Origin of the sequence: Pantoea stewartii subsp. stewartii (genome assembly GCF_008801695.1) — a bacterium.
In the GTDB taxonomy this organism is placed as follows: Bacteria; Pseudomonadota; Gammaproteobacteria; order Enterobacterales; family Enterobacteriaceae; genus Pantoea; species Pantoea stewartii.
The window spans coordinates 24,111-49,662 of sequence record NZ_VZPF01000001.1; the positions used below are offsets into that span (position 1 = coordinate 24,111).

The window sequence follows — 25,552 nt, forward strand, 5'->3', positions numbered from 1 at the left end:
ATTGAGATGATCGCAGAATTTGAAGCGCGTATTCTGGCCCTGATTGACGATATGGTTGAGCACGCCAGTGACGATGAGCTGTTTGCCAGCGGTTATCTGCGTGGCCATTTAACCCTGGCAGTCGCGGAAGTGGAGCAACTGGATGACCACACGCCGCAGGCGCTGCAGATTCAGGTCACCCGCAGCCTGCAAAATGCCATTGCCGCAGGAGAGTTATCGCCACGGGATCAGGCGCTGGTCATTGGCATGTGGGATAATCTGTTTTTACAGGCGCGTCAGCAGACTGCCTGAGTGAGCAGGGCGGCATGCCGCCCTGGTGCTATTTCCCCGCTTTTTTGCCCTTCAGCAGCTTTCTGACCCAGTAACGATTAGGATTCAGCGCCGCCAGCGTGCTGGCATCCAGCGGCTGAGGTTCGCCGCTCAGCTGTGCCGCCAGGACTTCTGCCGCCAGCGGTGCGCTGCACAGCCCGCGCGAGCCAAGTGCGCCGAACAGATAAAGGCCGGGAAAGTACGGCGCCGCTGGGATCGCCGCTCCGCGGGCATTCTGCTGCGCCAGATCGGCATAAAGCGCAAGCGTCGCTGCGTAATCCGGCGCACAGCCCACCATCGGTAAGTGATCCCGCGTGGCACAACGTACGCCGCTGCGCGCTGCGTTCTGACTGACATCCACCACATTAACCCAGTCGCTGTGCGGCAGGCAATGCTGCAGGCGGCGGTGATTCTCCTGCTGATCCGCTTCACGAAAGGCGGTGGAGGTCTCGCCCCGGTGATAGCTGGCCCCGATACAGTGCGTCGCAAACTGGGGACTGGCGGGCGTGAGATAGCCATCGTAGCAGAGCACCGTCCTGAGCGCCGACAGCGCAGGCGATACGGGAACATGGCTGACCTGACCGGCCACCGGATACACGGGCAGCGCGTCGGTCTGGGGCAGGTCGGTGAGGTGATGGCCGTTCGCCAGCACCACGGCAGCGTGATGCACATCGGGCTGTTCGCTAAAGGTTAACGTCCAGCCCTGCGCATTCTGACTGAGCGCGGTGACGCGATGCAGCCAGTGTACACGCAATCCCAGTTGCTCGCCCCTGGACAGCAGGGAAGAGGTCAGTTCGGCCGGGGCTAACCAGCCGCCCATCGGGTAATAGATGCCGCCGCAGTGCAGCGCAACCTTCGCCAGCGCCTCGGCTTCCTGTTGCGTCACGCCATGGGCAATCTCTTCAGGTAATCCCATCGCCAGCATCTGTTCAATCTTGCTGGCACTTTTATCGTCCCAGCCGAGCTGCAGGACGCCGCTCCAGTCGTGTTCGAACGGCAGATCCAGCGCGTCATACAGGCGACGGGCAAACGTGAAGGCGGCGGGGAAAAAGGTGGCAAGCGCCGGATCGTGCTGATTAAGCAAAGGGTACAGTGCGCCCTGACGATTGCTGGATGCGCCCAGCGCGGGGGCTTCGTCGGCGCAATACAGCGTAACGCGCCAGCCGCGGCGCAGTAAAGCCAGGGCCAGCGTCGCACTGGCGATACCGCCGCCCACCAGAGCAACCTCTTTTTCAGACGGCGCAGGCCGGGCATACCAGGGTTGGCGCGGGCACTGTGCTGGTGCCTGTTCAAGCGAGCCGCACAGCATTTCCCGTTTTGGACCAAATCCTTTACGGCGCGTGACCGCAAAGCCCGCTTCCTGCAAGCCACGACGCACGAAACCGGCGGCCGTAAAGGTGGCAAATGTGCCCCCAGGCCGGGCCAGCGCCGCCATCGACTGAAAAAGTTCCTGCGTCCACATATCGGGATTTTTCGACGGCGCAAAGCCATCTAAAAACCACGCGTCGACCTGACGATGCAGACTGTCATCAAAATTATTAATTAGCGCATTAATATCGCCTAACCACAGATCCAGCGTGATGCGGCCGGCATCGAATAACAGCCGCTGGCAGCCGGGCAGGGCCTGTGGCCACTGACGCTGGAGTTGGTCGGCCCAGGGCGCAAGTACAGGCCAGTGCTGATGGGCCGCCATCAGATCGGCCTGGGTCAACGGAAATTTTTCAAAGCTGATGAAATGCAGTCGCTTCAGCGCCGCATCGGGATGATGACGCTGGAACTGGTCAAACGCCTGCCAGAGCGTAAGAAAGTTAAGGCCAGTGCCGAAGCCGCTCTCGGCCACAATCAGCAGGTCGCGTGGGTGGTTGTGAAATCGTTGGGGGAAATCATTGCCACCCAGAAACACGTAGCGCGTCTCTTCCAGACCATTGTCGTTGGAAAAGTAGACGTCGCCGAAGGCTCGGGAAACAGGTGTACCCTGTTCATTCCAGCTCAGTTGGGCATGTTCAACCGGAGACAGTTTCACAGTAAAGGCTCATTTTTCAGGGAATGGCAGGAGTTTATCGGTCGGGGGAAGATGACGCAAATTTACAAAGGAATTGGCTGATCGGACTTGTTCGGCGTACAAGTGTAAGCTAGAGTGCTCGTCAAATAACAGAAGTGTTGAGGAAGATTGAATGAAACGTGCTGTGATTACTGGCTTAGGGATCGTTTCCAGTATTGGTAATAACCAGCAAGAGGTGCTGGCATCTCTGCGTGAAGGCCGCTCAGGCATCACTTTTTCCCAGGAGATGAAATATTCCGGCATGCGTAGTCACGTCTGGGGTAACGTTAAACTCGATACCACCGGCCTCATTGATCGCAAAATTGTGCGGTTCATGAGTGATGCGTCCATCTATGCTTACCTGTCAATGGAAGAAGCTATCAAAGATTCTGGCCTGAGCAACGAAGCCTACCAGAACAACCCTCGCGTAGGTTTGATTGCAGGTTCCGGCGGCGGTTCTCCACGTTTTCAGGTTTTTGGCGCGGATGCGATGCGCAGCCCACGCGGCCTGAAAGCCGTTGGCCCTTATGTGGTGACCAAGGCGATGGCATCCGGTGTTTCTGCCAGCCTGGCCACACCGTTTAAAATCCACGGCGTAAACTACTCTATCAGTTCAGCCTGTGCGACCTCTGCACACTGTATTGGTAACGCGGTTGAGCAGATTCAACTGGGCAAGCAGGATATCGTTTTTGCCGGCGGCGGCGAAGAGCTGTGCTGGGAAATGGCCTGTGAGTTCGATGCGATGGGCGCCCTGTCGACCCGTTACAACGACACGCCAGAAAAAGCGTCACGTACCTATGACAACGAGCGCGACGGCTTCGTTATCGCAGGCGGCGGCGGTATGGTCGTGGTGGAAGAGCTGGAGCATGCGCTGGCTCGTGGCGCGCACATCTATGCTGAAATCGTGGGCTACGGTGCCACCTCTGATGGTGCTGATATGGTCGCACCGTCAGGTGAAGGCGCTGTACGCTGCATGAAGATGGCGATGCAGGGCGTGGACACGCCAATCGACTATCTGAACAGCCATGGTACCTCTACGCCAGTGGGCGATGTCAAAGAGCTGGGTGCTATTCGTGAAGTGTTTGGCGAAAACACACCGTACATCTCTGCGACCAAAGCCATGACCGGCCACTCCTTAGGAGCGGCGGGTGTGCAGGAAGCGATTTACTCACTGCTGATGCTGGAGCACGGCTTTATCGCCCCAAGCATTAACATCAGCTCGCTGGACGCCGCGGCAGAAGGCATGAACATCGTGACAGAGCCGACGGAAAAAGCCCTTACCACCGTGATGTCTAACAGCTTTGGTTTCGGCGGCACCAACGCCACCCTGACCCTGCGTAAATACCAGGCATAAGTGTGGCGAAGCGTCATGTTGCGCGCAGCATGATGCACACACATCCAAAAGGTCGGCGATTGCCGGCCTTTTTTGTTTCGGTCCATTAGTCACGTTGACGGGATGCGCTGCGTGACAGCAGTCTGACCAGACTGTCACATCCCGCCACAATTTCATCCGGCGTGAGCGCCGCAAAACCTAATATCCAGCCTTGCCGGTTTGTTTTTTCGCTATACAGCGGGCTGAGCCGGGGTAACAGTAAGCCCGCGTTTGCCGCCTGTACGGTCAAAGCGCCTTCATCCCCCTGTAACAGGTTAACAGCCAGCTGCAGTCCGCCCGGACAGGGAAAGGGGGTGAGCCAAGGCGTCAGACGCTGTTCAATCTGTTCCAGTAAGCGATCGCGACGGCACTGGTAAAGCTGACGCATGAGGCGCAGATGACTGGCGAAGTGCCCCTGCTGCATAAACGCGGCGGTCACCGCCTGGGGAAGCAGGGCGCTGTGACCATCCAGAATGCTGCGTACGCGACCCGAGGGTTCCACCAGCGCCTCGGGCACGACCATCCATGCCAGGCGCAGGGACGGGAACAGGGATTTTGAAAACGTGCCTAAGGTTATCACCCGCTGATCCCTGTCGAGTGCGTGCAGCGCGGGAGCGGGGCGCTCATCATAGTGAAACTCACTGTCATAATCGTCTTCGATGAGCCAGCTACCGTTGCGGCGAGCCCAGTCGAGCCAGGCGAGACGACGTGGCAGACTCAAGGCAACACCTGTCGGATACTGATGGGAGGGCGTCAGGTACATCAGCTTTGCCGCGCCAGGCTGAGGGACGGCGCCCTGGCCATCCACACTTATTCCTCTCACGCGGGCACCCGCAGCCAGAAAGGCGTTGCGTGCGCCCGCATAACCCGGCTCCTCCATCCACACGTTATCGCCAGGGTCGACCAGCATCAGCGCCAGTAGCTGAAGGGCCTGCTGCGAGCTGGTCAGAATCACGACCTGCTCAGGCTGGCAGTGAATGCCGCGCGACAACGCAAGGTAATCAGCCAGCGCGTGGCGCAGTGGCATATAGCCTGACGGATCGCCATAGCCCATCACGCTCTGGCCTTCGCTGTGCTGGATACGTGCGGTTAACCGCCGCCAGACCGCATGAGGAAACGCCCGCAACTCCGGAGAACCCGCTGCAAACGCACAGGGAAACGGCGCGTCCTGGCAGCCGCCTGTCGCCAGGACCTGCTGGCCGCGTCGTGACAACCGGGCCATGCGGCTGGCGCGAATGCGGGGAGCTTTGTCAGGGAGAGTGATGGCAACAAAACTGCCCCGGCCTGTTTCCCGCCGCAGATAACCCTCGCTTTCGAGCTGGGCGTAAGCCGCTTCCACCGTCACGCGTGACAGCGTTAAATCCGTGGCCAGCTGACGTGTAGAGGGCAGTTTCTGTCCGGCCTGAATGTGCGCGGTTTCTATCCACTGACGCAGCGTGGCGCACAGGCGGTCACGCAGACCGCCCGTAGTCTGATGATGAAACAGTTGCAGAAGCGGTGACGACATAATGGTCTTATCAACAGGTTCAGATGGGTCTTAGTCAGGCATCCACTTTGCCGTACACTGCCGTCATCACACAACAGGAGAAATGCCGATGTCATCCGTTTTACGTTTCCCTCCCGCCTCACCGTCGCAAAGCGTGGCGTATCTGCAGGCTAAACTGGCGTATTACACCGATGCCTGGGATCTGGCTGAGGATCTTTCCCGTCAGGTTCAGGGGATTGTGGTTGTGGATGCGCGCCAGGCAGAGGCATATCGCGGCGGTCATATCTGTGGCGCGATCTCTTTCCCACACCGGGAAATGAACGAAGCCAGCACGGCCCGCCTGGATCGTAATAAAGTGTACGTCACCTACTGCGATGGGATTGGCTGCAATGGCTCAACCAAAGCGGCGCATCAGTTAGCCTTGTTGGGCTTTCAGGTGAAAGAGCTGACTGGCGGGCTGGATTTCTGGAAGCGGGATGGTCACCCCATGGCATGGGGCGATGAGGCGGGCGAATGGCCGCAGACAACGGCTGCGGCATCCTGTGGTTGCTGACTTACAGCACCAGCCAGAGCAGAAAGGCCAGTACGATCAGCCCGACGACCGCGGCCAGTAAGGGGCGCTCAGCCAGCGGTTTCAGCACGGGCGGCAGCGAGGCGGAAATCGGTGCCCAGATGGGGTGCGGATTCAACTCACTGTCGGCCAGCGCCTGCTCATGGGCTCGCTCTGCGCGCCGTGAAAACAGGAAGTTAAGCAGATCCTGCGTCTGGGTCGGCGTCAACACCGTCTGCGGGGTAGCCTGGAACCGTTGCTGGCTGTAATCCTCCAGCATTTGCTGTTCACGCTTGTCCAGAGGATGTTTCAGTGAGCTTTCAATCAGCTGCAGCGTTGGCGCGCTGTGCTGGCTCAGCGTCTGACGCACCTGGAGATACTGAGTCAGTAACGGGTAATGGCGTGAAGGAATCGGATCGCCACTGGTCAGGTTCACCAGCTTCAGCGCCGCCGTCCAGATTTTGCCGCTGGATTCGCCGGTGGCGGCCGCCAGGCGGACGATCTGCTGATTCAGCGCCTGGTGTTCGGCGGGCAGCAGAGAGCGATCGCTGGTGCGACTCTGTTGTGGCTGGGGGATTGCCATCTGACCATTTTGCAGCATGGTTAACACCTGACGCAGCTGGTCCTGCGTCAGGGCACTCAGCACCGTCTGACCAAACTGCTGACGGATAAAATCACTGACAGCCTGACGATTGTTTCCTTTCGGCAGCAATTCGGTCAGTTGCGTCATCAGCTGACGTGTGGCATGGCCATTTTGCACCTGCGCCAGGCGGGCGTTGAGAAACTGCTCGGCAGCCGGGAAGTGGCGCGACTGCAGTTCCGCTTCACTCTTCACACCCACTTCATGGCGCAGCCCAGCCCAGAGCTCCGGCGCTTTTAACGTGCTGAGGGACATGATGCGCACAATCAAACGCTCAAGCGTCGTACGCTGGGCAGGCGACAGCGGTTGTTCACCGGCAACGCTGCCCGGACGTGAAGTGTCAGTTTGGGGATTAACAGATGAACGATCGCCGACCGGCACACCGGGGCCGCTGACAGGTTGCATGGCGGATTCCTTGGAAAACAGACTAGCGTGGGGTGCGCCGGAAACAGAATACGCTATGATAACAAAAGCCCCCTGGAAATCCACGGGGCTGATGTGTTTCAACCAAAGATTTACTTACTGATGCGCAGGCGTGGCTTTACGGCGCAGACGTTTCCATACAAACGGAACAATCAATACCGCCACGGCCAGGATCAGCAGCACTTTGGCAATCGGGCTCTCCCACAAAATCGCCATTTCACCATTGCTGATAGACAGCGCACGGCGCAGGTTCTGCTCCAGCATTTCGCCCAACACGAAACCTAAGATCAGCGGTGACATCGGAAAGTCCATTTTTCGCAGGATATAGCCAAAAACACCAAGCCCGACCATCAACAGCAGGTCAAAGGTGGTGCTGTGTACGGCGTAAACGCCAACCGCAGAAATGGCGGCAATGGCCGGTACCAGAAACCACAGCGGAATGGTCAGCATACGCGCGAACACGTTGATCATCGGGATGTTCATAATCAGCAGCATCACGTTGCCAATTAACAGCGCCGCAATGAGCCCCCAGACGATATCCGGCTGTTCGGTAAACATCGCCGGACCGGGCGTGATGTTATATAGCGTCAACGCGCCGACCATCACCGCGGTGGTGCCAGAGCCCGGAATGCACAGCGTCAGCATCGGAATAAACGATCCGCACGCCGAAGCGTTGTTGGCGGCTTCCGGCGCAGCAACACCACGAATATCGCCCTTACCAAACTGGTCGCTGCCGCTGATTTTTTTCTCTGTCATGTAGGCGATTGCGCTGGCGATGGTGGCACCGGCACCGGGCAAGACACCGACAAAGAAACCAATAAACGATGATCGCAGCGTCGCCCCGGTCGACTGGGCGGCTTCTTTCATGTTGAACATCATGCGGCCACTGGCGCGTACCACCTTTTGTCCCGTATGGGTGGATTCCAGCATCAGCAAAATTTCGCTCACCGAGAACAGGCCAATGACCACCACGACAAACTGAATGCCGTCGGAGAGGTGAACGCTGTCAAAGGTAAAGCGGTAAACGCCGGTGTTGGCATCCACGCCAACGGTCGCCATGCTTAAGCCAATCAGGGCGGACAGAAATGACTTGAGCGGATTCTGGCTCATCATGCTGCCCAGGCAGGCAATGGCAAACACCATCAGCGCAAAATACTCCGCCGGGCCAAACGCCAGCGACCAGCGCGCCAGCAGCGGGGCGAACAGGATTATGCCGATAATCGCAATGGTGGAGCCGACAAACGAACTCACGGCAGAGACAGACAGCGCTACGCCCGCTTTTCCCTGCTGTGCCATGGGGTAGCCATCCAGCGCGGTCATAATCGCGCCAGCGTCGCCCGGCACATTGAGCAGTATCGACGAGATGCGTCCGCCGTATTCGCAGCCCAGATACACCGTTGCCAGTAAAATCAGGGCAGACTCCGCAGGCAGGTGCAGCGCAAAGGCCAGCGGCATCAGAATGGCCACGCCGTTGATCGGACCCAGACCGGGCAGCAGGCCAACAATCGTTCCGATAAAGCAGCCAGTTAAGGCAATCAGCAGGTTTTGCGGTGTCATGGCAACGGCAAAACCCTGCATGAGAAAAGACCAGATATCCATTTTTCTCTCCTTAGCTCATCAGGCTGCCAGCCGGCAGGGTGACATCCAGCAGATGGTCAAAGGCGTAAAACAGCGCCCACCCCATAACCGCGCCGGACAGGACGGCGGCCCACCAGCGCGCGCCAAACAGCATGCCGATGCCGAAGGTCAGGAGCGCGGTGGATAATGGGAACCCCAGACGTTCAAACAGCCAGCCATACACGAACAGCATGACAGCCAGCGCCACCAGACGTTTCATCGTCTGCGGTACGGGCCACTGGATAGCATCGGGCTTTCTCAGCAGCAGCATGACGGCACACAGCGCCATCAGGGTGAGCAGCACCAGCGGAAAAGGCCGCGGGCCGACGGGTTCATAACTGTATTCACTCTGGATTTGCCAGGCGACGACTAACCCTGCCAGACATAACACCAGCCACAGCGTGGCAAAAATACGATCGCTCATGATGCGCTCCGGTTACTTAGCCAGACCAAAGGATTTCGCCTGCTCACGGTAAGCGGCCACCTGATTCTTCACGTATTTATCCAGTTCTGCGCCAAAGAGATTGAACTCAAACAGGCCACGCAGTTCGCGCTGTTGCCTGAATTCGGGCGTTTGCACCATTTTTTCGAACGCGTTCTGCCACTACTGGTAATCCGCGTCGCTGACCTTCGGCCCCAGATAGAAGCCACGAATAATGGGCCATTCCACGTTAAACCCTTGCTCTTTCGCCGTCGGAATCGTGGCCAGCTGATCGGGCAGACGCTTGTCGGCCATCACCGCCAGGACGCGCAGTTTATCGCCTTGCAGGTGCGGCACCATTTCGCTGAGATCGCCCGACATCACCTGAATATGATTGCCCAACAACGCGGTGACGACTTCGCCCCCGCCTTCAAAGGCGACATAGCGCATCTTACGCGGATCGATACCGGCTTCTTTCGCCACCAGCGCGGTTTTCATCCAGTCCTGACTGCCGATGGAGGCACCCGCACCGACCACCACCTTGGTCGGATCTGCCTTCATGGCCGCCATTAATTCGCCCAGATTTTTCCACGGCGCGTCTTCCCGCACGGCGATCATGCCGTAATCTGTGCCGATGGCCGCTAACCACTTCACATCATCGACCGAGTAACGACCAAATTTTCCCTGCGACAGATTCAGCAGTGAGCCGCCCGAAAAGGCGACCACAGTGCCTGCTTCAGCCGGGCGCTGAGCCACAATAGCGTTATAGGCCACAGCACCCACGCCGCCAGGCATGTAGGTAATGCGCATCGGTTTTTCGATCTGTTTGGTTTCCATGAGTGAAACCTGAATCAGCTTAAAGGTCAGGTCGAAACCGCCACCCGGTTTGGCGGGGGCAATGCATTCGGTCCTGTCGGGGGCAGCGGCATTACCTGGCGACGGCAACATGAGAGCCAACAGGGCAGAGGCGAGGGCGGTGTGGATTATTTTTTTCATCGTGCGCTCCATCTTTCTTTCAGAGTGTGATTACTACCGACAATTCGGCGTTATTGAATTGTTAAATCGGTAACCTTTCATTTACCTTTCAGCCATCAGGTTTAGTGAAAGGATGTGATATGCGTCTCTTACTGATGGAAGACACGGCCGAGCTGGCGCGATGGTTACAGAAGGCGTTAACGCAAAAAGGGTTTGCTGTGGACTGGGTCGCGGACGGCGTTTCGGCGGATCACAGCCTGCAAAGTGAAGATTATGCGCTGGTCGTACTGGATGTTTCCCTGCCGCGTCTGGACGGCATTGAGGTGTTAACCCGGTTACGTCGGCGTGGACAAAATGTCCCGGTGTTGCTGCTGACCGCACGCACAACGCTGGACGACCGCGTGCGCGGCCTGAATACCGGCGCGGATGACTATCTGACCAAACCCTTCGAACTGGATGAGCTGGATGCGCGCCTGCGTGCGTTGCTGCGTCGTGCGCAGGGACACTCGGCCCGGCACCAGACCCTGGGCCAGTTGGTGCTGAACGGTGAAGGCTACTTTTTGCTGGCAGAGAAACCGCTGGCGCTGACACCGCGTGAATCCAGCGTACTGACCACGCTGATGCAGCGTCGGGGCCGCCCGGTCTCGCGGCAGCATTTGTATGAACAAACCTTCACCCTGGCGGATGACGCCAGCCCGGAAAGCATCGAGCTGTATGTACACCGGGTACGCAAAAAGCTGGCGGGCAGTAACGTGGGCATTGTGACGCTGCGCGGACTGGGCTACAGCCTGGAAACCCTGGCATGCGACTGATCACCTCGCTACGGGGCGAGTTACTGGCCTGGCTGGGGCTGCCGCTTTCCCTGCTGTGGGTGCTTTCTGTTTACACGCACTATCAGAGCGGACTGGCGGCGGCGAATCAGGCCTACGATCGCTCTCTGCTGGCCTCTGCGCGCACAGTCGCTGAACGGCTGGTGGTGCGTAACCAACACCTGGAGGTCGACGTGCCCTGGGTGGTGCTCGACAGCTTTGAGCGCAACATGAATGATCGCCTGTTTTATCAGGTGATTTCGCCGCAGGGGAAAACGCTGTCCGGCTATGACGGGCTTCCCCCGATCCCCGTCACCAGCGCGATGTCAGAGACCTATCCCGCGCTGGTCCATTTCTATGACGGCTATTATCAAAAGCAGCGCATCCGGGTGGCGGCCTTGTGGCAGCCCGTCAGCGAGACGGGCGCGGAAGGTATGGCGCTGGTGCTGGTCGCGGAAACCATCCATTCCCGTGAGGCTTTCGCGAAAGGGCTGATGCGCACGGCTTTGCTCAGCCAGAGCGCGCTGGTGTTAATTGCCGTGTTGCTGGCAAGCCTGATGCTACGCCGGGTGTTGCGGCCTTTACGCCGTCTGTCCCGCATTGTGCTGCGTCGCGATGGTGCTGAACTGACGCCGCTGCCGTCCCTGCCGTGGTCGGAGCTACAGCCGCTTATCGTGGCATTTAACCGCTATCTGGAACGGCTGCGGGGATTGCTGGCGCGTCAGGATCGGTTCAGCGCCGACGCCGCTCACCATTCTGAAAACCCAGATCGGCACGGCGCTGGACAGCCATCAGCCCGAACAGTGGCGGGAAAGCCTGCAGAGCATGCGCTACACGCTGGATGACACCATCCTGCTTACCGACCTACTGCTGCAACTGGCGCGTATCAAAGCCCGACACGGCGAAGATAAACCCATGGTGAAAGTGGATCTGGCGACGGTGGTGCGCGAGGCGTGCCTGAGCCGCTATGCGGCTGCGCGTGCGAAACAGATTGACCTGGGTTACGAAGGTGATGCGCACGGCGACGTCAAAGGCGATGCGCTGCTGCTGGGCGAGCTGTGCGCCAACCTGCTGGATAACGCTATTACCTATACGCCGGTGCAGGGTACGGTGACGGCGCGCCTGGAGAGCGGCAGATTATACATTGAGGATTCAGGTCCGGGCATTCGCCCGGAAGAGCAGCAAAGCGCGTTACGGCCATTTATCCGGCTGGATAACGCCGCGATGCAGACGGGAGCAGGTATCGGGCTGGCGCTGGTGCACGATATTTGCGCCTGGCATGGCGCAACCGTCACGCTGGATAGCAGCCCGTCACTCGGTGGGCTGCGTGTCACTATCCGGTTTAATGCGGATCGGCCTTAAGCGATTCCCGTCGCGTTAACGGCCTGCGCAGACGCTGTGCCAGCAGAACGCCCGCCAGCGTCAGACCGCCGCCAATCCAGTGATAACTGTGCAGATGTTCATGCAAAAACAGCACCGCAATCAGGGCGGTAAAGAGCGGTGTCAGATTCATAAAAATACTGGTGATGCTGGCCCCCAACTTTTGTACGCCATGAATCCACAGCCACGGGGCCAGAATGGAGGCGAACAGGCCGGCAAAGGCCACCAGGGGAAGATTCCGTGGCGTGAGCGAGACATCCGGTGTCATCAGAAAACCGGGCAGCAACAGCATCACGCCAGCGGCAATTTGCCCATACAGACTCTGCCAGACGGGCAGGGGAATCGACCAGCGTTTTGTCATCACGCCGTAAAGCGCATAGCAGGCTGAGGCCGCCAGCATCAGGGCTTCGCCCGTACCGATGCCGCGATGCAGCAGCTGGTCAGGCTTGCCTTCACTGACCAGCCAGATTAAGCCACAGAAGGAGATCAGACTGCCGGCCAGAATCCCCACGGTCGGGGCAATCCGCAGAATAAGGACACTGAGCAGCACGGTGAGTAGCGGGATGAGCGCGGCGATAATGCCCATAAACAGGGCGCTCACGCTATGGGCGGCGTAATAGGCCAGACTCTGATACAGCGCCATGCCCAGCAGGCCCAGAATCATCAGTCGTCCCAGATGCGGCCGGATCGTCTGCCATTGCCGCAGCACGCCCGGCAGGACAAAAGGCGTCAGCACCAGCAACGCCAGCAGCCAGCGATAGAACGAAATTGCGGCAGGCTCAATCGCACCTGCCGATAATTTATTCACGATAGCGTTAACCGACCAAATCAACACCGCAAACAGCGGAAATAAAAAAACCATAACAAGGCTCCCGTCTCAGACCCGCGGCAGTGTACGCCTGTGATGCCCCTTTCTGCCAGCCTTACCCGCCACTGCACTGCGTGGTTAGGCGAATGTCAGGCTTTTGTGCCAGAATAGCGCCCTTCAATACACAGACAGGAAAGCCGTGGTGAAAATTCTCGTCGATGAAAATATGCCGTATGCCCGTGAACTCTTTAGTCGTACGGGCGATGTAGTCGCCGTACCTGGCCGACCGCTTCCTGAAGCCGAGCTGGCGGATGCCGATGGTCTGATGGTGCGTTCCGTCACCCATGTCAACGCCGCGTTGTTGCAGGACAAACCCGTTAAGTTTGTCGGCACTGCCACGGCGGGCACGGATCATATTGACGAAGCGTGGCTGCAGCAGGCGGGCATCGCCTTCTCTGCGGCCCCCGGCTGTAACGCGATTGCGGTGGTTGAATACGTATTTTCTGCCTTGCTGCTGCTGGCAGAGCGGGACGGTTTCCAGTTGCGCGATCGTACTGTTGGCATCGTGGGCGTGGGAAATGTGGGCGGACGCCTGCAGAAGCGGCTGGAAGCCTGGGGCGTAAAAACCCTGTTATGCGATCCCCCGCGCGCCGATCGGGGTGACGACGGCGAGTTTCTCTCGCTTGATGCGCTGGTGCAACAGGCCGATATTCTGACCTTTCACACGCCGCTGTTTAAATCCGGCCCCTATAAAAGCTGGCATCTGGCCGATGCCGCGCTGCTGATAGCCCTGAAACCGAAGACGATTTTGATTAACGCCTGCCGTGGCCCGGTGGTCGACAATGCCGCACTGCTTGAGGTGCTGAACCTGCGTCACGATCTGAGCGTGGTGCTGGACGTCTGGGAACCGGAGCCGGATCTCTCCCTCGCGTTGCTGGATCGGGTTGATATCGCCACGGCGCACATTGCCGGTTACACCCTTGAGGGCAAGGCGCGCGGCACCACCCAGGTGTTCGAAGCCTGGTGCGACTTTATTGGTCAGCCGCAGCAGGTGCCCCTGAGCAGCCTGTTGCCTACGCCAGAGTTCAGCCAGATCAGCCTGAATGGGCCGCTCGATCAGCCAACGCTGAAACGTCTTGTGCATCTGGTGTATGATGTGCGCCGCGATGATGCGCCCCTGCGAAAAGTGGCGGCAAAACCGGGTGAATTTGACCGCCTGCGCAAGCAGTATGAAGAGCGTAGCGAGTGGTCATCATTGCAGGTGAACTGCGATGAGGCCGCGACCGCAGAAATGCTCACTCAGTTGGGCTTTAACGCCGTATTATCCTCCACCTGATTGTCAGCCTGCGTAAAACGCGGGCACAGGTGCAGGGATAAATCTGAATCCCTGGGCGGTGACATCACCGCCTTCTGTTTTTATGTCATTGTCTGAGGTAAACCAACATGTCTGACGGCTGGAATATTGCGCTTCTTGGCGCAACAGGCGCAGTAGGGAACGCTGTACTGGAACTGCTGGCTCAACGCCAGTTCCCGGTTGGTGAATTGTATTTGCTGGCAAGCGATAACAGCGCCGGTGAAAGTAAACGTTTTGAAGGCCGCTCTTTGCGGGTTGAAAACGCCGCGGAGTTTGACTGGTCACAGGCGCAGCTGGCCTTCTTTGTTGCCGGTCGTGACGCCTCGGCCCGTTATGCGGAAGAGGCGGCGGGTGCGGGTTGCCTGGTTATCGACAGCAGTGAGCTGTTTGCCCTGTCGCCGGACGTGCCGCTGGTGGTGCCGGATGTGAATCCGCAGGTGCTGGCCGATTACCGTAATCGCAATATCATCAGCGTGGCCGATAATCTGGTGAGCCAGCTGCTGACGGCTATCAAACCGCTGGTCGATGCCGCCGGTTTAGGCCGTTTGCAGGTCACCAATCTGATCTCCGTCTCCACCCACGGCAAAGTGGCTGTGGATGCGCTGGCCGGGGAGAGCGCCCGCCTGCTGAACGGCGTACCGGCGGATGACCACCATTTTGGTCGTCAGCTGGCTTTTAACCTGCTGCCACAACAGGCCGATGCAGAGGGCAGCGTGGAGAGTGAGCGTCGCCTGGTTGATCAGGTGCGTAAAGTGTTGCAGGACGACGGTTTGCCCGTGGCGGTCAGCAGCGTTCAGGCACCGGTGTTTTATGGCAATGCCCAGATCGTCCACATTGAAAATCTGCGCCCGCTGTCGGCAGACGAAGCCAGAGCAGAGCTGGCCCTGGCCGCCGATATTCGCCTGAGCGACGAAGAGGACGTTCCCACGCCGGTAACGGATGCCTCAGGTAGCGATGCGCTGAGTATCGGCAGTGTACGTAATGACTACGGTATTCCGGAGCTGTTGCAGTTCTGGTCCGTGGCGGACAACGTTCGTTTCGGTGGCGCGCTGATGGCGGTGAAAACCGCAGAGAAGCTGGTGCAGGAGTATATGTACTGATGTCGGAAGGTCAGACAAGAAAGCTGGCACTGGGCATTGAGTACGACGGCAGCCGATACTACGGCTGGCAACGGCAGCAGGAAGTGCGCAGCGTGCAGGAAAAGCTGGAGCGGGCGCTGTCGAAGGTCGCAGACCATCCGGTGAGCGTATTTTGCGCCGGGCGTACCGATGCTGGCGTGCACGGCACCGGACAGGTGGTGCATTTTGAGACCGTGGCGCAGCGAGCGGATGCCGCTTGGACATTGGGTGTCAATGCCAATCTGCCGGACGATATTGCTGTACGTTGGGTGAAAGCCGTGCCGGACGAGTTTCATGCACGGTTCAGCGCCACAGCCCGGCGTTACCGTTACCTGATTTACAACCAGCGCTTACGCCCGGCTATCCTGGGCAAGGGCGTGACGCACTTTTACTATCCTCTGGATGTGGAAAAGATGCAGCGCGCCGGGCAGAGCCTGCTGGGCGAGAACGATTTTACCTCGTTTCGCGCCGTACAGTGCCAGTCGCGTACACCATGGCGCAACGTGATGCACCTGAACGTCAGTCGTCACGGGCCCTATGTCATTGTGGACATTAAAGCCAACGCTTTTGTGCACCATATGGTGCGCAACATTGTCGGTAGTCTGATGGAAATTGGCTGTGGTAATCAGCCAGAATCCTGGATGGCAGAACTACTGGCCGCCAAAGATCGCACGCTGGCGGCGGCCACGGCAAAAGCCGAAGGGCTTTACCTGGTGGCGGTGGATTATCCCGCGCACTTTGCTTTACCTCAGCCGCCGATGGGGCCGTTGTTCCTCGCGGATTAATCAACCTTAGCTAAAGGGATCGTTATGGAGTTCATCCATTTTGTGGTCGATTTTATTTTGCACATTGATGTGCATCTGGCCGAATTAGTCGCGCAGTATGGCATCTGGATTTACGCCATTTTGTTCCTGATTTTATTCGGCGAAACCGGCTTAGTGGTTACGCCGTTTTTGCCAGGCGACTCGCTGCTGTTTGTCGCGGGGGCACTGGCGGCATTGCCCGGTAACGATCTGAACGTCCACCTGATGGTCGCGCTGCTGGTTATCGCGGCGATCCTGGGTGATGCGGTGAACTACACCATCGGTAAACTGTTCGGTGAACGCCTGTTCAGCAACCCGAACTCGAAAATTTTCCGCCGCAGCTATCTGGATAAAACCCATGCGTTTTATACCCGTCATGGTGGAAAAACCATTATTCTTGCCCGTTTCGTGCCGATTGTGCGTACCTTTGCCCCTTTTGTCGCCGGCATGGGCCACATGTCCTATCGGCATTTTGCCCTGTTTAACGTTACCGGTGCGCTGGCATGGGTGCTGCTGTTTTCCTATGCAGGCTATCTGTTTGGCGATTTGCCAGTGGTGCAGGAAAATCTTAAGCTGCTCATCCTGGGCATTATCGTGGTATCGGTTCTGCCGGGCATTATCGAAATCTGGCGTCATCGCCGCCAGGCTAAGCAGCAAAATTAACCCTGAGCAGGCTTACCGCTCAGGGGTAAGACCAGATTTTTATCCACAGTCTTAACTGGTTGTGGTTTAATGAGCGACATTTACCGTCTGCTGAAGCGGTTTTCAGCAGCATCAAGACGACTGGACCAGGTCAGTTTTTAACAGAAAGGTCATCAATGAGCTGGATTGAACGCATTTTTAATAAAAGCAATATTACGCCTGCACGTCGTGCCAACATTCCGGAAGGAGTGTGGACGAAATGCGACAGCTGTGGCCAGGTACTTTACCGTGCCGAGCTGGAGCGTAATCTTGAGGTCTGCCCGAAGTGCGACCACCACATGCGCATGCACGCCCGTGAGCGTCTGGCGAGCCTGCTCGATCAGGGCACGCTGGTTGAACTGGGCAGTGAGCTGGAACCCAAAGATCTGCTGAAGTTCAGGGATTCCAAAAAGTACAAAGATCGTCTGGTTGCGGCACAAAAAGCGACAGATGAAAAAGATGCGCTGATCGTCATGAAAGGCCAACTGCACGGTATGCCGGTTGTCGCGGCAGCCTTTGAGTTCGCGTTTATGGGCGGTTCAATGGGCTCTGTTGTCGGGGCGCGTTTTGTTCGCGCGGTCGAGCAGGCGCTGGAAGACAACTGTCCGCTTATCTGCTTCTCCGCCAGCGGCGGTGCCCGTATGCAGGAAGCGTTAATGTCACTGATGCAGATGGCGAAAACTTCTGCGGCGCTGGCGAAAATGCAGGAACGCGGTCTGCCCTATATTTCGGTGCTGACTGACCCAACCATGGGCGGTGTTTCCGCCAGCTTCGCGATGCTGGGCGATCTGAACGTGGCCGAACCGAAAGCGCTGATTGGCTTTGCGGGTCCACGCGTTATTGAGCAGACCGTGCGTGAAAAACTGCCACCGGGCTTCCAGCGAAGTGAATTTCTGATTGAAAAAGGCGCGATTGACATGATCATTCGTCGTCCGGAAATGCGCTTTAAACTGGCAAGTCTGCTGGCAAAAATGATGAACCTGCCGGCACCGTTGCACGATGGTGAAGAGTTCGCACCTGCGACGTCCCACCCGGAGAGTAACGAGGCCTGACAGGAGACAGAAGGCGCGCCGGTCGCGCCTTCCACCCATGCACCCTATACCTTGTTGCTTTCACCAGGTATAAATTTGCAAAACGGGACATATGGACAATCTTCACCTCCCTCAAGCCACGTCGCCTTTGGCCACGTGGCTTTATTATCTTGAGCACCTCCACACTCAGGCAATTGAACTGGGCCTGGACCGTATTCGCCAGGTGGCGCAACGTCTGGACCTGCTGAAGCCTGCCCCTTTTGTTTTCACCGTTGCCGGTACCAATGGTAAAGGCACTACCTGTCGGACGCTTGAAACCCTGTTGATGGCCGCGGGCTATCGCGTGGGCGTTTACAGCTCGCCGCATCTGGTGCGTTACACGGAGAATGTCCGGGTGCAGGGACAGGAGCTGAGTGAAGCGCAACACAGCGCCAGTTTCGCTGATATTGAAGCGGGACGCGGTACTATCTCCCTGACCTATTTTGAATTCGGCACGCTGTCGGCGCTTAAGCTGTTTCAGCAGGCGAAGCTTGACGTGGTCATTCTGGAAGTCGGGCTGGGTGGGCGGCTGGACGCAACGAATATTGTGGATGCCGATGTCGCGGTGGTGACCAGTATTGCGCTGGACCATACCGACTGGCTTGGCCCGGATCGCGACAGCATTGGTCGGGAAAAAGCGGGCGTATTCCGTCAGGGTAAACCTGCGGTGGTGGGTGAACCTGCTATGCCGGTGACGATTGCCGATGTCGCCAGGGAAAAGGGCGCTCAGCTCATTCAGCTTGGCCGTGACTGGCACTATCATGCGCAGGCAGAAAGCTGGTCTCTGCGCGATGCGCACGGTGAACTGAGCGATCTACCGCTGCCGCAGGTGCCCCTGCCGAATGCGGCAACGGCGCTGGTGGCGCTGCGTGCCTCGGGGCTCAACGTCAGCGACGCACATATCCGCGCCAGCCTGCCGCTGGCGGTGCTACCCGGGCGCTTTCAGACCGTCAGTGAGTCGCCTCGCGTGATTCTGGATGTGGCGCATAACCCGCATGCAGCAGGCTACCTGGCATCGCGCCTGGCTGCCTTGCCGACGCGGGGGCACGTTCACGCCGTGGTCGGGATGCTGCATGATAAGGATATCGCCGGGACGCTGTCCGCGTTGGCCCCGCAGGTCGATTTCTGGTACTGCGCGCCGCTGCCCGGCCCGCGCGGTGCCAGTGCAGAACAACTCATGGCACACGTAACGTCTGCCCGGGCATTCGCAGATGTCGAACAGGCCTGGCAACAGGCGCGGCAGCAGGCTGAACCGCAGGACATCATCCTGGTATGCGGCTCTTTCCTGACCGTCGCGCAGGTGATGGAATCGATTGAAACGGAGAGAGGACGTGGCGAGTAAGTTTCAAAACCGTTTAGTCGGTACCGTTATTCTGGTGGCCATCGGCGTGATTGTGTTGCCGGGGCTGCTGGATGGTAAGAAAAAACACTATAAAGAAGAGTTTGCGGCGATTCCACTGGTCCCGAAACCGGACGACCAGCAGGACAGCGAAATGGTGCCGCCGGTCACCCAGTCGCTGCCAGCCCATCCGCCTGCCGGCGCGGGCAGTGCGGTAAGTCATCCTGACGGGGGCAACTCACAGGCGCAAGAGGGCAGCACGCAGCCCGAGCAAAACAGTGCGCCGAGTGTCGTATCACCGCCGCCTGTACATTCGACGACAGCGAAAGAAAAACCAGCTGAGACGACAAAACCGAAACATACCGAGCAGGCTAAACCGAAGCCGGTAGAACAGACGCAGAGCAAACCGGTCGAGAAAACCAAACCGGTTGAGCAAGCGAAGCCCGTTGAAAAAACCAGGCCGGCCGAGCAGGCAGCGCGCACCGAGGAAGCGGCCCCGGCAGAGCAACCGAAAGAGACGCAACCCTCGGGACAGGCGTATGTTGTCCAGTTGGGCGCGCTGAAGAACGCCAGCAAGGTCAACGAGATTGTCGCGAAGCTGCGCCTGTCGCGTTACCGGGCCTATACGGTGCCGTCAACGCCGGTGCAGGGACAAATCACCCGCATTTATGTGGGACCGGATGCGTCTAAAGCGAAAATGCAGGCGGCAGTGGGCGAGCTGAAAAACGTCTCGGGTCTAAGCGGCGTGGTTAAGCCCTACAGCGCGCGTTAAATCCGTGATTGGCGCTGCCGATAAGAATAACAGGCAGCGGCAATCAGCCCTGGCTAAGCGGGGCGGGCAACGGTTAGCCAGGCTTTTCAAGGGGTTAACCGGATAACAATCTCACAGGCGAAGTTCGTTTTTTTCTTCGCCTTTTTTATGGATGCAGAACCTGAAAACCCCTACGCAAACGTTTTCTTTTTCTGTTAGAATGCGCCCCGAACTGGATGCAGGGGGGCAATGGCACTGGCGCTGGAAGAGTTCATGATCTGGATTGATTACGTCATTATTGCGGTAGTTGGTTTTTCGGCTTTGGTCAGCCTGGTTCGAGGGTTTGTCCGCGAAGCCTTATCTCTTGTTACCTGGGGATGCGCGTTTTTTGTCGCCAGTCATTACTATGCCTACCTTGCTGTCTGGTTTACAGGTTTTGACGACGAACTGGTTCGGAACGGAATCGCCATTGCGGTGCTGTTCATTGCGACCCTGATTGTGGGGGCGATAGTGAACTACGTTATCGGCTCGCTGGTAGAAAAAACCGGCCTGTCGGGAACCGATCGGGTATTAGGCGTTTGTTTCGGGGCCTTGCGTGGTGTGCTTATTGTAGCCGCTTTGCTGTTCTTCCTGGATACATTCACGGGTTTTTCAAAAAGCCCGGACTGGCAGCAGTCTCAACTTATTCCCGAGTTCAGTTCTATAATCAGGTGTTTTTTTGACTACCTGAAAAGCACGTCGAGTTTTTTGCCCCGGTGAGACCATCGGGCGTACGGCTTAATGAGGAAATGACAACATGTGCGGTATTGTCGGTATCACCGGTTTCATGCCGGTAAACCAGTCGATCTATGACGCGTTAACGGTGCTCCAGCATCGTGGGCAGGATGCCGCAGGCATTTGTACGATTGATGCGCTCAACTGCTTTCGCCTGCGTAAGGCCAACGGCCTGGTCAGCGATGTTTTCGAAGCCCGTCATATGCAGCGTTTACAAGGCAACATGGGGATTGGTCATGCACGCTATCCTACAGCGGGCAGCTCCAGCGCTTCTGAAGCGCAACCGTTCTACGTCAACTCGCCGTACGGGATTTCTCTTGCACACAACGGTAACCTGACCAACGCACATGAACTGCGTAAGCAGCTGTTCGAAAAAGGCCGCCGTCATGTGAACACCACGTCAGACTCAGAGATCCTGCTGAATATCTTCGCGCAGGAACTGGATCGTTTTCAGCACTATCCGCTGGAAGCCGACAACATTTTTGCCGCTATCGCCGCCGTGCATCAGCAGGTTCGCGGCGCGTATGCGGTGGTCTCGATGATTATCGGTCACGGCATGGTCGCCTTCCGCGATCCTAACGGGATTCGTCCGCTGGTGCTGGGCAAACGCGTCATTGCGGATGGCCGTACCGAGTATATGGTGGCCTCAGAGAGCGTCGCGCTGGATACACTGGGTTTTGAATTCATCCGTGACGTCGCGCCGGGTGAAGCGGTGTACATCACGGAGCAGGGCCAGCTTTCGACCCGGCAGTGTGCCGAGAACCCCAAAAACAATCCGTGCCTGTTCGAATACGTCTATTTTGCCCGACCGGACTCCTTCCTGGACAAAATTTCGGTCTACAGCGCGCGCGTCCGCATGGGCACCAAGCTGGGCCAGAAAATTGCCCGTGAATGGGAAGATCTGGATATCGATGTGGTGATTCCGATTCCGGAAACCTCCATGGATACGGCACTGGAAATCGCCCGCATCCTTGATAAGCCTTACCGCCAGGGATTTGTGAAAAACCGCTATGTCGGTCGTACTTTTATCATGCCGGGTCAGCAGCTGCGCCGCAGCGCCGTGCGCCGCAAACTCAATGCTAACCGCGCCGAATTCCGCGATAAAAACGTCTTGCTGATCGATGACTCTATCGTGCGTGGCACCACGTCTGAGCAGATTATTGAAATGGCACGCGAAGCAGGGGCTAAAAAAGTTTATCTCGCCTCTGCGGCTCCGGAAGTGCGCTTCCCTAACGTCTACGGCATTGATATGCCGAGCGCCACTGAGCTGATTGCCCATGGCCGCGAAGTCGAAGAGATTCGTCAGATTATCAAAGCAGATGCGCTGATTTTCCAGGATCTCACTGACCTCATCGAAGCCGTACGCGAAGAGAATCCCGATATCGTTCAGTTCGAGTGCTCCGTTTTTAACGGGGTTTACGTTACTAAAGATGTGGATCAGGGCTACCTTGAATATCTGGAATCCCTGCGTAACGACGACGCGAAAGCCATTGCGCGGCAGAACGAAGTCGAAAATCTTGAACTGCATAACGAAGGCTAATCAGGTCTAATGCAAAAAAAGAGGGCGGGACTTATCCCGCCCTCTGTGTTTTTTGTCGCGCTGCGCTATTATGGTGCACTTTGCCACTGCAAGGTTGAACGATGAAACGACTCATTATTGGTATTTCCGGCGCAAGCGGTGTGATTTACGGCGTGCGGTTACTGCAGGTCTTGCAGCAGGTCAGCGACGTGGAAACCCATCTGGTCATCAGTCACGCGGCGCGTCAGACGCTGAGCCTGGAAAGTGACTACAGTCTGCGCGATGTTCAGGCGCTGGCCGATGTGGTTCATGATGTGCGCGACATTGCCGCCAGCATTTCCTCCGGGTCGTTTAAAACCCTGGGCATGGTGATTTTACCGTGTTCAATGAAAACCCTGTCGGGCATTGTGCACAGCTACAGCGATTCCCTGCTGACGCGCGCGGCGGACGTGGTGCTTAAAGAGCAGCGCAAGCTGGTACTCTGCGTACGTGAAACGCCGCTGCATATTGGCCACTTGCGGATGATGACGACCGCCGCTGAATTAGGGGCGATTATCATGCCGCCGGTACCGGCGTTTTATCATCGTCCGACAACCATTGACGAACTGGTCGATCAAACAATTAACCGGGTTATCGATCAGTTCGACATTGAACTGCCTCAGGATTTGTTTGTGCGCTGGCAAGGTGCATAAGGTTCAGCTTGTGCACTTATTTAGTGCAAAAGCGCGGGAGCGATCACTGTTCCTGCATTTGATGAACTAAAAGTTCACAACATCGCTTTTTCTCTGTGACTTCACTGATATATTCCTTTCACAAACCCAGCCTTTATGTGGCAAAAACGGCGGGCTGGGCGCGCGGCAGACCTGCATAACTGGCACGAAACGTGCACAGGTTACTGGCAGTGTTCGTTGCAAACACACATCATGCATCACATAACAATAATTTGCTGAGGGTAATCTATGAAGAAGCGTGTTCTGGCTCTTTCTTTAATGTTGGGCCTGTCCAGTGTGGCCAGCGTATTTGCAGCCGTACCGGCCTCGATTCGTGTCGGCACTGACCCAACATACCCGCCGTTTGAGTCAAAAAACGCGCAAGGACAGTTAGTCGGTTTTGATATCGATCTGGCTAACGAAATCTGTAAACGTATTCAGACCAAATGTACCTATGTGGAAAGCGACTTTGATGCGCTGATTCCGTCGCTGAAAGCTAAAAAAATTGACGCTATTATCTCCTCGCTCTCTATCACCGCGAAACGTCAGGAAGAGATTGCTTTCTCTGACAAACTCTATGCGGCCAATGCCCGTTTAGTCGCGCCTAAAGGTTCGAAAATTCTGCCGACGGTTGAATCGCTGAAAGGCAAAAACGTCGGTGTGCTGCAAGGCACCACGCAGGAAACCTATGCTAACCAGTACTGGCGTCCAAAAGGTGTGACCGTCACGCCTTATGCGAACCAGGATCTGGTGTACCAGGATCTGACTGCGGGCCGTATTGATGCCGCATTCCAGGATGAAGTACAGGCGGCTGAAGGCTTCCTGAAGCAGCCTGTCGGTAAAGACTATGCTTTTGCCGGTCCGGCCGTGAAAGATGACAAGATTTTTGGCGTCGGTACCGGTATAGGATTACGTAAAGATGACACCGAGCTGAAAGCGGCCATTGATAAAGCGTTTGAATCCATGCGCAAAGACGGTACGTACGACAAAATTGCGAAGAAATACTTTAATTTCAACGTGTACGGTGACTAACCTGTCGACTTTGCCTCTGGTAATCGCCTGACCGGATAACGCCTGGTTGCCCTGGCCGCACTGGCCCCGGCAACCTCTGCGTTGTGGTTGATGCCTTACCAGAAGCAACGCTGCCCGCCCACGTGGCGGGTTCAGCGCCGTTTCCACCCCACGACAGGATCTTTTCCATGTTGTATGGCTATTCTGATGTCATTTTAAAAGGCACGTTGGTCACGCTGGAGCTGGCACTGAGTTCCGTGCTGCTGGCGGTGATTCTCGGGCTGATTGGCGCAGGCGCGAAGCTGTCACGTCATCGCCTGCTGTCGCTTATTTTTGAGGGCTACACGACGCTGATTCGTGGCGTGCCCGATCTCGTCCTGATGCTCCTGATCTTCTACGGTCTGCAGATAGTGCTGAACCACATCACCGATGCGCTGGGTCTGGCGCAGTTCGATATCGATCCTATGGTCGCGGGCATTATCACCCTGGGCTTCATCTACGGGGCCTATTTTACCGAGACGTTTCGCGGGGCCTTCATGGCCGTGCCCAAAGGGCAAATCGAAGCCGCGACCGCGTTTGGTTTTACCGGTTCCCAGGTTTTCTGTCGCATCCTCTTTCCGGCGATGATGCGTTATGCGCTGCCCGGGATTGGTAATAACTGGCAGGTGATCCTGAAAGCGACCGCGCTGGTCTCGCTGCTGGGGCTGGAAGATGTGGTTAAAGCCACGCAGCTGGCGGGCAAGAGCACCTGGCAGCCGTTTTATTTCGCCATCGTCGCGGGTGTGATCTATCTGGTGTTTACCACGCTGTCTAACGGCGTGCTATGGTGGCTCAATCGCCGCTACACGGTTGGCGTGAAGAGGGCAGAGCTATGATTGAGATTATCCACGAGTACTGGAAATCACTGCTCTGGACTGACGGTTACCGCTTCACCGGCGTGGCGATTACGCTATGGCTGCTGATTGTTTCGGTGTTGCTGGGCGGCTGTATGGCGGTACTGCTGGCGATTGCACGCGTGTCGCCGAATCGCTTTATCAGCCTGCCGGTCTGGCTCTTTACCTATGTTTTTCGCGGTACGCCGCTGTATGTTCAACTGCTGGTATTCTATTCCGGCATGTATACGCTGGAGATCGTGAAAGGCACCGAGTTGCTGAATGCGTTTTTCCGCAGCGGACTGAACTGTACCTTACTGGCGTTTACCCTGAATACCTGCGCCTATACGACGGAGATTTTCGCCGGTGCGATTCGTGCTGTGCCTCACGGGGAAATTGAAGCCGCGCGCGCGTATGGTTTCTCAACGTTTAAACTGTATCGCTGCATTATTTTGCCTTCTGCGCTGCGCACCGCCTTGCCGGTTTACAGCAATGAGGTGATATTGATGCTGCACTCGACCGCGCTGGCCTTTACGGCAACCGTGCCTGATTTGCTCAAAATCGCCCGGGACATCAACGCGGCAACGTATCAGCCCTTTACCGCGTTTGGCATTGCGGCCGTCCTGTACCTGATTATTTCCTACACACTGATTAGCCTGTTCCGCCTGGCGGAGCGTCGCTGGCTGGCCCATGTGAAACCTTCTTCATCGCATTGAGTA

Annotated in this window: 23 protein-coding genes and 2 pseudogenes; 18 read left to right on the plus strand and 7 right to left on the minus strand. The window is 57.2% G+C overall.

Features of this window, described 5'->3' with window-relative positions; all coding sequences use genetic code 11:
- Nucleotides 1–6: 6 nt before the first annotated feature.
- Nucleotides 7–291, plus strand: coding sequence for a YfcL family protein (locus F7Q90_RS00135; protein WP_006120077.1), 285 nt, complete (start codon nt 7–9; stop codon nt 289–291).
- Between the two features lie 28 nt (nt 292–319).
- Here F7Q90_RS00135 and mnmC read toward each other — a convergent pair whose 3' ends face one another.
- Nucleotides 320–2,332, minus strand: a complete 2,013-nt coding sequence (mnmC, locus tag F7Q90_RS00140) for a bifunctional tRNA (5-methylaminomethyl-2-thiouridine)(34)-methyltransferase MnmD/FAD-dependent 5-carboxymethylaminomethyl-2-thiouridine(34) oxidoreductase MnmC (protein ID WP_006120076.1) — start codon at nt 2,330–2,332, stop codon at nt 320–322.
- 151 nt (nt 2,333–2,483) lie between these two features.
- Between mnmC and fabB the strand changes: the two genes are divergently transcribed.
- Nucleotides 2,484–3,704, plus strand: coding sequence for a beta-ketoacyl-ACP synthase I (fabB, locus tag F7Q90_RS00145; protein ID WP_006120074.1), 1,221 nt, complete (start codon nt 2,484–2,486; stop codon nt 3,702–3,704).
- An 85-nt stretch (nt 3,705–3,789) separates the two neighbouring features.
- Here fabB and pdxR read toward each other — a convergent pair whose 3' ends face one another.
- Nucleotides 3,790–5,229, minus strand: a complete 1,440-nt coding sequence (gene pdxR, locus F7Q90_RS00150) for a MocR-like pyridoxine biosynthesis transcription factor PdxR (protein ID WP_006120073.1) — start codon at nt 5,227–5,229, stop codon at nt 3,790–3,792.
- An 88-nt stretch (nt 5,230–5,317) separates the two neighbouring features.
- Between pdxR and F7Q90_RS00155 the strand changes: the two genes are divergently transcribed.
- Nucleotides 5,318–5,761, plus strand: coding sequence for a rhodanese-like domain-containing protein (locus tag F7Q90_RS00155; protein ID WP_006120072.1), 444 nt, complete (start codon nt 5,318–5,320; stop codon nt 5,759–5,761).
- 1 nt (nt 5,762) lies between these two features.
- Here the strand turns inward: F7Q90_RS00155 and flk are convergent, their stop codons facing one another.
- The 4 genes and pseudogenes from flk to F7Q90_RS00175 all read right to left on the minus strand — a co-directional run bounded on the left by flk (nt 5,763) and on the right by F7Q90_RS00175 (nt 9,807).
- Complete coding sequence (gene flk, locus F7Q90_RS00160) at nt 5,763–6,803, minus strand: flagella biosynthesis regulator Flk (RefSeq protein WP_006120070.1); 1,041 nt, start codon at nt 6,801–6,803, stop codon at nt 5,763–5,765.
- Between the two features lie 114 nt (nt 6,804–6,917).
- The gene (locus F7Q90_RS00165; protein ID WP_006120069.1) at nt 6,918–8,420 is read right to left on the minus strand and encodes a tripartite tricarboxylate transporter permease; all 1,503 of its coding nucleotides are present in this window, start codon (nt 8,418–8,420) and stop codon (nt 6,918–6,920) included.
- Nucleotides 8,421–8,430: 10 nt separating this feature from the next.
- Nucleotides 8,431–8,862 carry a tripartite tricarboxylate transporter TctB family protein gene (locus F7Q90_RS00170; RefSeq protein WP_006120068.1) on the minus strand — a complete coding sequence of 144 codons (432 nt, stop codon included), beginning with the start codon at nt 8,860–8,862 and terminating at the stop codon, nt 8,431–8,433.
- A gap of 12 nt (nt 8,863–8,874) precedes the next feature.
- Nucleotides 8,875–9,807: pseudogene (locus F7Q90_RS00175) on the minus strand (Bug family tripartite tricarboxylate transporter substrate binding protein).
- Nucleotides 9,808–9,974: 167 nt separating this feature from the next.
- On the opposite strand from F7Q90_RS00175, the gene tctD reads away from it, so the two are divergent.
- Both tctD and F7Q90_RS00185 read left to right on the plus strand, forming a co-directional pair.
- Complete coding sequence (tctD, locus tag F7Q90_RS00180) at nt 9,975–10,646, plus strand: transcriptional regulator TctD (protein WP_006120067.1); 672 nt, start codon at nt 9,975–9,977, stop codon at nt 10,644–10,646.
- Nucleotides 10,637–12,005: pseudogene (locus F7Q90_RS00185) on the plus strand (sensor histidine kinase). The gene tctD and the pseudogene F7Q90_RS00185 overlap by 10 nt, the downstream one beginning before the upstream one ends.
- Here F7Q90_RS00185 and F7Q90_RS00190 read toward each other — a convergent pair.
- A complete protein-coding gene (locus tag F7Q90_RS00190) occupies nt 11,986–12,885 on the minus strand; it encodes a DMT family transporter (protein WP_006120066.1) in 900 nt (299 codons plus the stop codon). The pseudogene F7Q90_RS00185 and the gene F7Q90_RS00190 sit on opposite strands and share 20 nt — an antisense overlap.
- 148 nt (nt 12,886–13,033) lie before the next feature.
- On the opposite strand from F7Q90_RS00190, the gene pdxB reads away from it, so the two are divergent.
- The 13 genes from pdxB to F7Q90_RS00255 all read left to right on the plus strand — a co-directional run bounded on the left by pdxB (nt 13,034) and on the right by F7Q90_RS00255 (nt 25,549).
- Nucleotides 13,034–14,167, plus strand: a complete 1,134-nt coding sequence (gene pdxB / locus F7Q90_RS00195; RefSeq protein ID WP_006120065.1) for a 4-phosphoerythronate dehydrogenase PdxB — start codon at nt 13,034–13,036, stop codon at nt 14,165–14,167.
- A 107-nt stretch (nt 14,168–14,274) separates the two neighbouring features.
- Nucleotides 14,275–15,285, plus strand: a complete 1,011-nt coding sequence (locus tag F7Q90_RS00200; RefSeq protein ID WP_006120064.1) for an aspartate-semialdehyde dehydrogenase — start codon at nt 14,275–14,277, stop codon at nt 15,283–15,285.
- Nucleotides 15,285–16,088, plus strand: coding sequence for a tRNA pseudouridine(38-40) synthase TruA (truA, locus tag F7Q90_RS00205; RefSeq protein ID WP_006120062.1), 804 nt, complete (start codon nt 15,285–15,287; stop codon nt 16,086–16,088). The genes F7Q90_RS00200 and truA overlap by 1 nt, the downstream gene beginning before the upstream one ends.
- A gap of 24 nt (nt 16,089–16,112) precedes the next feature.
- On the plus strand, nt 16,113–16,769 hold the full coding sequence (locus tag F7Q90_RS00210; RefSeq protein WP_006120061.1) for a DedA family protein: 657 nt from the start codon (nt 16,113–16,115) through the stop codon (nt 16,767–16,769).
- Between the two features lie 155 nt (nt 16,770–16,924).
- Nucleotides 16,925–17,839 carry an acetyl-CoA carboxylase, carboxyltransferase subunit beta gene (accD, locus tag F7Q90_RS00215; protein ID WP_006120060.1) on the plus strand — a complete coding sequence of 305 codons (915 nt, stop codon included), beginning with the start codon at nt 16,925–16,927 and terminating at the stop codon, nt 17,837–17,839.
- A gap of 91 nt (nt 17,840–17,930) precedes the next feature.
- The gene (gene folC / locus F7Q90_RS00220) at nt 17,931–19,199 is read left to right on the plus strand and encodes a bifunctional tetrahydrofolate synthase/dihydrofolate synthase (RefSeq protein WP_006120059.1); all 1,269 of its coding nucleotides are present in this window, start codon (nt 17,931–17,933) and stop codon (nt 19,197–19,199) included.
- Entirely contained in the window at nt 19,189–19,968 is a 780-nt protein-coding gene (gene dedD / locus F7Q90_RS00225; protein WP_006120058.1) for a cell division protein DedD, read from the plus strand. Before folC ends, dedD begins: the two co-directional genes overlap by 11 nt.
- Before the next feature lie 252 nt (nt 19,969–20,220).
- Complete coding sequence (gene cvpA / locus F7Q90_RS00230; RefSeq protein ID WP_006120057.1) at nt 20,221–20,706, plus strand: colicin V production protein; 486 nt, start codon at nt 20,221–20,223, stop codon at nt 20,704–20,706.
- A 37-nt stretch (nt 20,707–20,743) separates the two neighbouring features.
- The gene (gene purF / locus F7Q90_RS00235) at nt 20,744–22,261 is read left to right on the plus strand and encodes an amidophosphoribosyltransferase (RefSeq protein ID WP_006120056.1); all 1,518 of its coding nucleotides are present in this window, start codon (nt 20,744–20,746) and stop codon (nt 22,259–22,261) included.
- 101 nt (nt 22,262–22,362) lie between these two features.
- The gene (locus F7Q90_RS00240) at nt 22,363–22,932 is read left to right on the plus strand and encodes a UbiX family flavin prenyltransferase (RefSeq protein ID WP_006120055.1); all 570 of its coding nucleotides are present in this window, start codon (nt 22,363–22,365) and stop codon (nt 22,930–22,932) included.
- A gap of 267 nt (nt 22,933–23,199) precedes the next feature.
- Nucleotides 23,200–23,982 carry a lysine/arginine/ornithine ABC transporter substrate-binding protein ArgT gene (gene argT / locus F7Q90_RS00245; RefSeq protein ID WP_006120054.1) on the plus strand — a complete coding sequence of 261 codons (783 nt, stop codon included), beginning with the start codon at nt 23,200–23,202 and terminating at the stop codon, nt 23,980–23,982.
- Nucleotides 23,983–24,149: 167 nt separating this feature from the next.
- Entirely contained in the window at nt 24,150–24,836 is a 687-nt protein-coding gene (locus tag F7Q90_RS00250) for a histidine ABC transporter permease HisQ (protein ID WP_006120052.1), read from the plus strand.
- On the plus strand, nt 24,833–25,549 hold the full coding sequence (locus F7Q90_RS00255; RefSeq protein ID WP_006120050.1) for an ABC transporter permease: 717 nt from the start codon (nt 24,833–24,835) through the stop codon (nt 25,547–25,549). Before F7Q90_RS00250 ends, F7Q90_RS00255 begins: the two co-directional genes overlap by 4 nt.
- Nucleotides 25,550–25,552: the final 3 nt, after the last annotated feature.